We start from the raw sequence: 6,441 nt of genomic DNA, 5'->3' as shown, positions 1-6,441 counted from the left end.
AGGTCCTCGGCCAGGGCCGCGCGCACCGCGGCCAGCAACGGGGCCGCGTCGGGGCCGGCCCCCAGTGCCAGGGCGGCCCGCCAGCGCTCGGCGCGGGCCGTGGCGGCCGGCAGTTCGGCGTCGGTCCACTCCCACGACGCACGATAGTGGTGGGCGAGCATGGCCAGGCGGATCAGGGACGGGTCCACGCCCTGCGCGCGCAGCCTGGAAACGAACACCAGGTTGCCCAGGGACTTGGACATCTTCTCGCCGTTCAGACCGACCATGCCCACATGCAGGTGGTTCTGGGCGTTGGGTCCGCCCGTGACACACCGGGTCTCGGCCGCGCCCATCTCGTGGTGGGGGAAGATGAGGTCGTCGCCGCCGCCGTTGAGGTCGAAGGCGGGACCGAGCCGGTCCAGGGCGATGGCGCTGCACTCGATGTGCCAACCAGGACGGCCTCGGCCCAACGGGCTGTCCCAGGCGGGCTCGCCCGGCCGTTCGGCGCGCCACAACAACCAGTCCAGCGGGTCCTTCTTGTCGGCGCGCCCGGGGTCGCCCCCGCGCTCACCGAAGAGCTCCAGCATGCGACCGCGGTCCAGGTTGCCGACCTCGCCGAACGCGGGGGCCTCGGCGACGGAGAAGTACAGGTCGCCGTCGAGCTCGTAGGCGGCACCGATGTCGCGGATGCGCGCGGCGAGTTCGCTGATGAGGTCGATCGACTCCACCACGCCCACGTAGGAGGTCGGGGGGATGATCCGCAGAGCGGCCATGTCCTCGCGGAACACGTCGATCTCTCGATGGGCCAGGTCACGCCAGTCGACGCCGGTGGCCTCCGCCCGTTCCAACAGCGGATCGTCGATGTCGGTGATGTTCTGCACGTAGTCGACCTCGTGCCCGGCGTCGCGCCACACCCGGTTGACCAGGTCGAAGGCGAGATAGGTGAAGGCGTGGCCGATGTGGGTGGCGTCGTAGGGAGTGATCCCACAGGCGTACATCCCCGCCTTGGGACCCGGCGTCGTCGTCCGCATCCGACCGGTGACGGTGTCGTGGACTCGGAGGGGACCGCCGGTACCCGGCAGGGGGACGATGTCAGGCGCAGACCATGAACGCATACCGGGAAGACTATCCGCCCGGCCGCGCGGGTGACCTCCAAGGGAGGGCACCCGTCCTACGTGATCCTCGCCCCACGCACGGAGGGAATAGTTCACCGGGGCGGATTCACCGGGGCGCGGCGACGTCGCGGCGCCTCCTGCCGATGAGTATCGCGCCGAACACCGCCGCGGTCGCGCACACCGCGGCCATCCCCTCGTTGCCCAGCCGCCAGTGCAGCAGTGCACCGCTGACCGAGACCACGTAGAGGAGCCAGTACGCTCCGCTCTCCATCAGACCGCCGTTTCGGCCCTCCATCTTCGCCCCCTGCCATGAACGCGTGTCGCCACGCGGGCCCGACGGCCGGTGCGCCGTCCCTCTCAGGGACGCTTCGGTCACTTTGGGGGTTGACACCGGTGTCGATCGTCACGGGCCGGGTCCGGGGGCCGGGGAGGCACATCGCGGATCGAGGGTCAGGGCCGGGCGTCGGCGGCGATCTCCAGCAGGTCGAGCTCTTGGCGCACACGTGCCAGTTCGGGGCTCTGGGGCGCACCGAACTCGAGGATGTCGGCGTGGTCGGCGCGCAGACGCCACCGCGCCCGGGACGTGTCACGGCGGGCGGCCCGCGCGGACGCGGCTCGGGCGTCGAAGAGTTCCTGGTCGTGAACGGTGATGAAGCTCATGGGCGGCCCTTCGGGGTGGGTGGACTGGCAAGGGGTCCCCGGGTCACGGTGTGACGAGCACTCCACGTCCCGGGCTCACCGTGAACACGATCCCGTCTCACGCCTACGGCACGGTTCCAGAATCCTTTCGCCACCTCCCAGGTCAGCGGGTACCGGTGAGGTGCGCCGTCACGGTGTTCCTGCTCCTCTACCCGTGGTCCCGCTCGGGAATGCACGACATCGGGGCGCCGGCGTCGCCCATCCGACGGACACGTCTCCTCACGCCGCTTCCGAGGGCGCCCGCCGGATCGTCGACGGGGAGCGTGCGCCCTGGTCAATCGCCCGTGGGGGGGGCGTCGGTCGTGCCCGATCACAGAGCGACCCACCACGGTGTGCCGTGGACGCACGGACGACGACCCGTCACCGCGGTCTCAGGCGGCGTCCTCCCGTGAGGACAGGTCGATCATCCGCCACGCCTCCGGGTCGGCCGGGGCGTCGGTGAAGGCGTAGCGCACGGTCTCACGGGCCATGGCAAGCAGGGTCACCGAACCGGTGGCCCAGATCCTGCCCTCTCCCAGGTCCGCACGGGCGATCAGGCCCGTGGGGTCGCCCGAGTCGTCGACGCCCGCCGAACGTGGTGCGGAACGGGCCGCCTCGGTGATCAGTTCCGGCCACCGCCCCCACACCTCCTCCACGTTCTCGGCGCGGGCCAGGTCGGTCGGATCCGGGCGGGTTCCGGCGAATCTCGGCGCGTGGCGGGCGGCCCGGGGGTCGTCGGGGTCCCATCCGGTGTTGACCACGACGCTCACCCCGACCGGAAGGGTCCGAACGTCCAGGCACCGACCGTCCCAGCTGTGCAGACCGACCCTGTGCGCGTCGGCGTCCAACAGGTGGAAGGGCGCGTACAGGGTGGGGTCCTCCCCGTGCAACGGGTCCCTCTCGGGTCTTCTGCCCGCTTGGGCCAGAGCGCGCAGCGGCAGCTCTCCCCTGCTGGCCGGGTAGGCGCCCTCCCAGGGCATACGCCCGTCCCAGGGCCATCCGTTGAGCAGCGCGGCCGCACGGACCCGAACGGGGTCGACCGCCAACCACGTGCCTCCGGCCAGGCGGTCACGACCGCCGATGAGGCCGGGCCGCTCCGGCCAGTGGTACGCGGGCCAGTCCCAGGGGCGCGAGGACATCTCGTCCCTGATCGCCGCGATGACCAGGGGCGTGTCCGCGCCGGGGTCGAAGCCGACGATGACGGTGCACATGAGGACCTTTGCTGTGGTTCTGTCGGAGAGCGCTGTCCGGGTGCCGGGCGCCGAGGACGAGGGGTCGAACGCAACGGTACCCGGACTCCACCGCCCCGGGCCATGGTCGGAAGCGGGAGCGCCCCGGTGTGACGCGCCCACCACACCGATCAGGGGGCGGTCCCGCCCCGCTCATGGCAGGAGTCTTCTAGGCTTTGTTCCTCCCTCCCCCGGTCCGGTTCGATCGTGCCGGTCGGACGCCTGCGTCGCGGCCCCGGACCGATCCCGACCTTTCGTCACCATCAGGAGTGTGCGTGCCCGAACGATCCGACCGGCCCGAGGGCGGTGCGCAGAGCACCGCGGACGGAACCCAGGGGGCCGCCCCGACCGTCATGGACCCCTCCGCGGACGCCGAGCCCCCGCCTTCCGACGTCGGCGCCGCACGAAGCGCCCTGGACGACAGGCCCGGACCACACGATCCCTCCGACGAGGCGGGGCTGAGCAGTGACGAGGTCGCCGAGCGTGTCGCCACCGGCCGGAGCAACGACGTGCCGGTACGCGCCGGTCGGACCGTCGCCCAGATCGTCCGCGCGAACGTGTTCACCCGTATCAACGCGATGATCGCGGTGCTGTTCTCCATCATCGCCGTGATCGGCCCGGTGCAGGACGGGCTGTTCGCGATGGTCATCCTCATCAACACGCTCATCGGCATCGTGCAGGAACTGCGGGCCAAGCGCACCTTGGACAGGCTCGCCATCGTCAACGCCGCGCGCCCTCGGGTGTTGCGTGACGGAGCCGTCACCCGAGTGGCCACTCAGGAGATCGTTCTGGACGAGATCCTGGAGGTGGGCGTGGGCGACCAGATCGTGGTCGACGGCACGGTCACCCGGGCGGGCGGGTTGGAGGTCGACGAGTCGTTGCTGACCGGCGAGGCCGACCCGGTGGTCAAGCTCGCCGGGGACACGGTGATGTCGGGCAGCTTCGTGGTGGCGGGCACCGGCCGGTTCCGGGCCACCAAGGTGGGAAGGCACGCCTACGCGGCACGTCTGGCCGAGGAGGCGAGCCGGTTCTCGCTCGTGCACTCGGAACTGCGTTCGGGCATCGACAGGATCCTGACCTGGATCACCTACGCCCTGTTCCCCATCGGGGGGCTTCTGATCTACAGCCAGCTGTTCATGGGCGGACACGTGAGCCTGGAGGATCCGACCGCGGGCGGACAGCTCTCCGGCCCGCTGGCGGACGCGCTGCGCGGCATGGTGGCGGCCCTGGTGTCGATGATCCCCGAGGGGCTGATCCTGCTCACCAGCATCGCGTTCGCGGTCGGGGTGGTCCGGTTGGGGCGGCACAACTGCCTGGTGCAGGAGCTGCCGGCGATCGAGGGCCTGGCGCGCGTGGACGTGGTCTGCACCGACAAGACCGGCACGCTGACCGAAGCGGGCATGAAGTTGGCCGAGGTCCGGGATCTGGGCGGGTACGGCGACGGGCCGGCGCCGGCCCGCGTCCTGGCCGCGCTGGCCGCCGTCGACCCCGACCACAACGCGAGCATGGCGGCGATCGCCCGGGGATGTGAGGCCATGGGCCAGGCCGCACCGGACTGGTCCGTGACGGCGCTGGCCCCGTTCTCCTCCGCCCGCAAATGGAGCGGGGCGAGCTTCGCGGCCCCGGGGGGCGAGGAGCACTGGGTTCTGGGAGCGGCCGACGTCCTGGCCGCGCCCGGGGACCCCGCGTCGGAGGAGGCCGCGCGTCTGGGGGCCCAGGGCCACCGGGTGTTGTTGCTGGCCCGTGCCTCGGTCCGGGTGGACTCCGAGGACGCCCCGGGGACGGTGGTGCCCGTGTCCCTGGTGGTGCTGGACCAGAAGGTGCGCGCGGACGCCGGTCCGACACTGGACTACTTCGCCGAGCAGGGGGTGGAGGTCAAGATCGTCTCGGGCGACCACGCGGCGTCGGTGGGCGCCGTGGGCCGTGAACTGCGTTTGCCTGGATCGGAGCGACCGGTGGACGCGCGGAGACTGCCCGAGGATGACGGCGAGCTCGCCCGCACGGTGGAGGAGCACGCGGTGTTCGGCAGGGTCGGCCCCGAACACAAGCGCGACATGGTCAAAGGTCTGCGCGGGCGCGGGCACACGGTGGCGATGACCGGTGACGGCGTCAACGACGTGCTGGCCCTGAAGGAGGCCGACATCGGCGTGGCGATGGGCTCGGGAAGTCCGGCGTCGCGTTCGGTGGCCCAGCTCGTGCTGCTCGACGACCGCTTCGCGGTGTTGCCGCGCGTCGTAGCCGAGGGGCGTCGGGTGATCGGCAACATCGAGCGGGTGGCCGGCCTGTTCCTGACCAAGACCGTGTACACGATGACGCTGGCCACGGTCGTGGGACTGCTCGCGGTGGCCTACCCGTTCTTCCCGCGCCACGCGACACTGATCAACGCCGTGACCTTCGGCATCCCGTCGTTCTTCCTGGCGCTGGCGCCCAACACCGACATCGTCCGTCCGGGGTTCGTGCTGCGGACGCTGCGGCTGGCGATCCCCTCCGGTCTGGTGGCCGGGTTCGCGGCCGTGACCACCTATCTGCTGGTGTTGGGCGGGCGGACGGTCCCCGAACCGGCGGACCGCACCGCGGTGGTGATCACGTTGTGCGCGACGACGTTGTGGGTCCTGCTTCTGGTGGCCAGACCCTACGTGTGGTGGAAGATACTGCTGGTGGGTTCCATGGTGAGTCTGTTGACGTTGGCCATGGTGACGCCACTGGGGCGGTGGTTCTTCGACCTGGACGTGAGCGATCCGACCAAGGTGCTCACCGCCCTGGCGGTGGCCTGTGCGGCGATCGCGGCGATCACGGTGATCCGTGTGGTGGACGACCGGATGACCGCCCGTTCCCGCCGGGCCCCGCAGACCGGGCGGCCTGAGGAGGACTCCGAGAGTCGCACCTTCGCACCGGTCTGAGACCGCGGGCCCCGGGCCCGCGCGAACACGTGGGGAGGAGACGAGGAGACATGGTGGACGAGACCGACCTACGGCACCTGCGGCGCGCGGTGGAGTTGGCCGCCGTGGCGCTGGAGAAGGGGGACGAACCGTTCGGTTCGGTACTGGTGGGCGCGGACGGCGAGGTCCTCTTCGAGGACCACAACCACGTCGCCGGCGGCGACGGCACCCGGCATCCGGAGTTCGCGATCGCCCGGTGGTCCGCGAACCACATGAGCCCGGAGGAACGCGCGGAGGCGACCGTCTACACCTCCGGCGAACACTGTCCCATGTGCGCGGCCGCGCACGGCTGGGCGGGTCTGGGGCGGATCGTGTACGCCAGTTCCTCGGCTCAACTGGTCTCGTGGTCGAAGGAGTGGGGCCTGCCTCCGGCTCCGGTGCGGGCCCTGCCGATCAACGAGGTCGTGCCCGGAGTCACCGTGGAAGGTCCGGTGGACTTCCTGGCCCAGGAGGTGCGCGCCCTCCAGGCCCGCTTCCACGGCCGGGGATGACCCCGGGACC

6 protein-coding genes are annotated in these 6,441 nt (G+C 71.2%); 2 read left to right on the top strand and 4 right to left on the bottom strand.

Annotated features, from left to right (window positions below):
- The 4 genes from mshC to PFX91_RS20640 form a co-directional block, all read right to left on the bottom strand.
- On the bottom strand, positions 1–1,094 hold a 1,094-nt coding region (gene mshC / locus PFX91_RS20655; RefSeq protein WP_285734343.1), incomplete at its 3' end, for a cysteine--1-D-myo-inosityl 2-amino-2-deoxy-alpha-D-glucopyranoside ligase.
- A 106-nt stretch (positions 1,095–1,200) separates the two neighbouring features.
- On the bottom strand, positions 1,201–1,389 hold the full coding sequence (locus PFX91_RS20650; RefSeq protein ID WP_285734342.1) for a hypothetical protein: 189 nt from the start codon (positions 1,387–1,389) through the stop codon (positions 1,201–1,203).
- A 155-nt stretch (positions 1,390–1,544) separates the two neighbouring features.
- Positions 1,545–1,754, bottom strand: coding sequence for a hypothetical protein (locus PFX91_RS20645; protein ID WP_285734340.1), 210 nt, complete (start codon positions 1,752–1,754; stop codon positions 1,545–1,547).
- Between the two features lie 410 nt (positions 1,755–2,164).
- The gene (locus PFX91_RS20640; protein ID WP_285734338.1) at positions 2,165–2,983 is read right to left on the bottom strand and encodes an NRDE family protein; all 819 of its coding nucleotides are present in this window, start codon (positions 2,981–2,983) and stop codon (positions 2,165–2,167) included.
- Positions 2,984–3,276: 293 nt separating this feature from the next.
- On the opposite strand from PFX91_RS20640, the gene PFX91_RS20635 reads away from it, so the two are divergent.
- Both PFX91_RS20635 and PFX91_RS20630 read left to right on the top strand, forming a co-directional pair.
- Positions 3,277–5,901 carry an HAD-IC family P-type ATPase gene (locus tag PFX91_RS20635; protein WP_285734336.1) on the top strand — a complete coding sequence of 875 codons (2,625 nt, stop codon included), beginning with the start codon at positions 3,277–3,279 and terminating at the stop codon, positions 5,899–5,901.
- Between the two features lie 50 nt (positions 5,902–5,951).
- Positions 5,952–6,431, top strand: coding sequence for a nucleoside deaminase (locus PFX91_RS20630; protein WP_285734334.1), 480 nt, complete (start codon positions 5,952–5,954; stop codon positions 6,429–6,431).
- Positions 6,432–6,441: the final 10 nt, after the last annotated feature.

This window comes from Nocardiopsis sp. ATB16-24, from assembly GCF_030271535.1.
Taxonomy (GTDB): Bacteria; Actinomycetota; Actinomycetes; order Streptosporangiales; family Streptosporangiaceae; genus Nocardiopsis.
This window is presented reverse-complemented; position numbering and strand designations above follow the sequence as displayed.

Excerpts from the sequence above, each read along its gene's own strand:
- PFX91_RS20630 (WP_285734334.1), top strand. The coding sequence starts at position 5,952 with ATGGTGGACGAGACCGACCTACGGCACCTGCGGCGCGCGGTGGAGTTG.
- PFX91_RS20650 (WP_285734342.1), bottom strand. The coding sequence starts at position 1,389 with ATGGAGGGCCGAAACGGCGGTCTGATGGAGAGCGGAGCGTACTGGCTC.
- PFX91_RS20645 (WP_285734340.1), bottom strand. The coding sequence starts at position 1,754 with ATGAGCTTCATCACCGTTCACGACCAGGAACTCTTCGACGCCCGAGCC.
- PFX91_RS20640 (WP_285734338.1), bottom strand. The coding sequence starts at position 2,983 with ATGTGCACCGTCATCGTCGGCTTCGACCCCGGCGCGGACACGCCCCTG.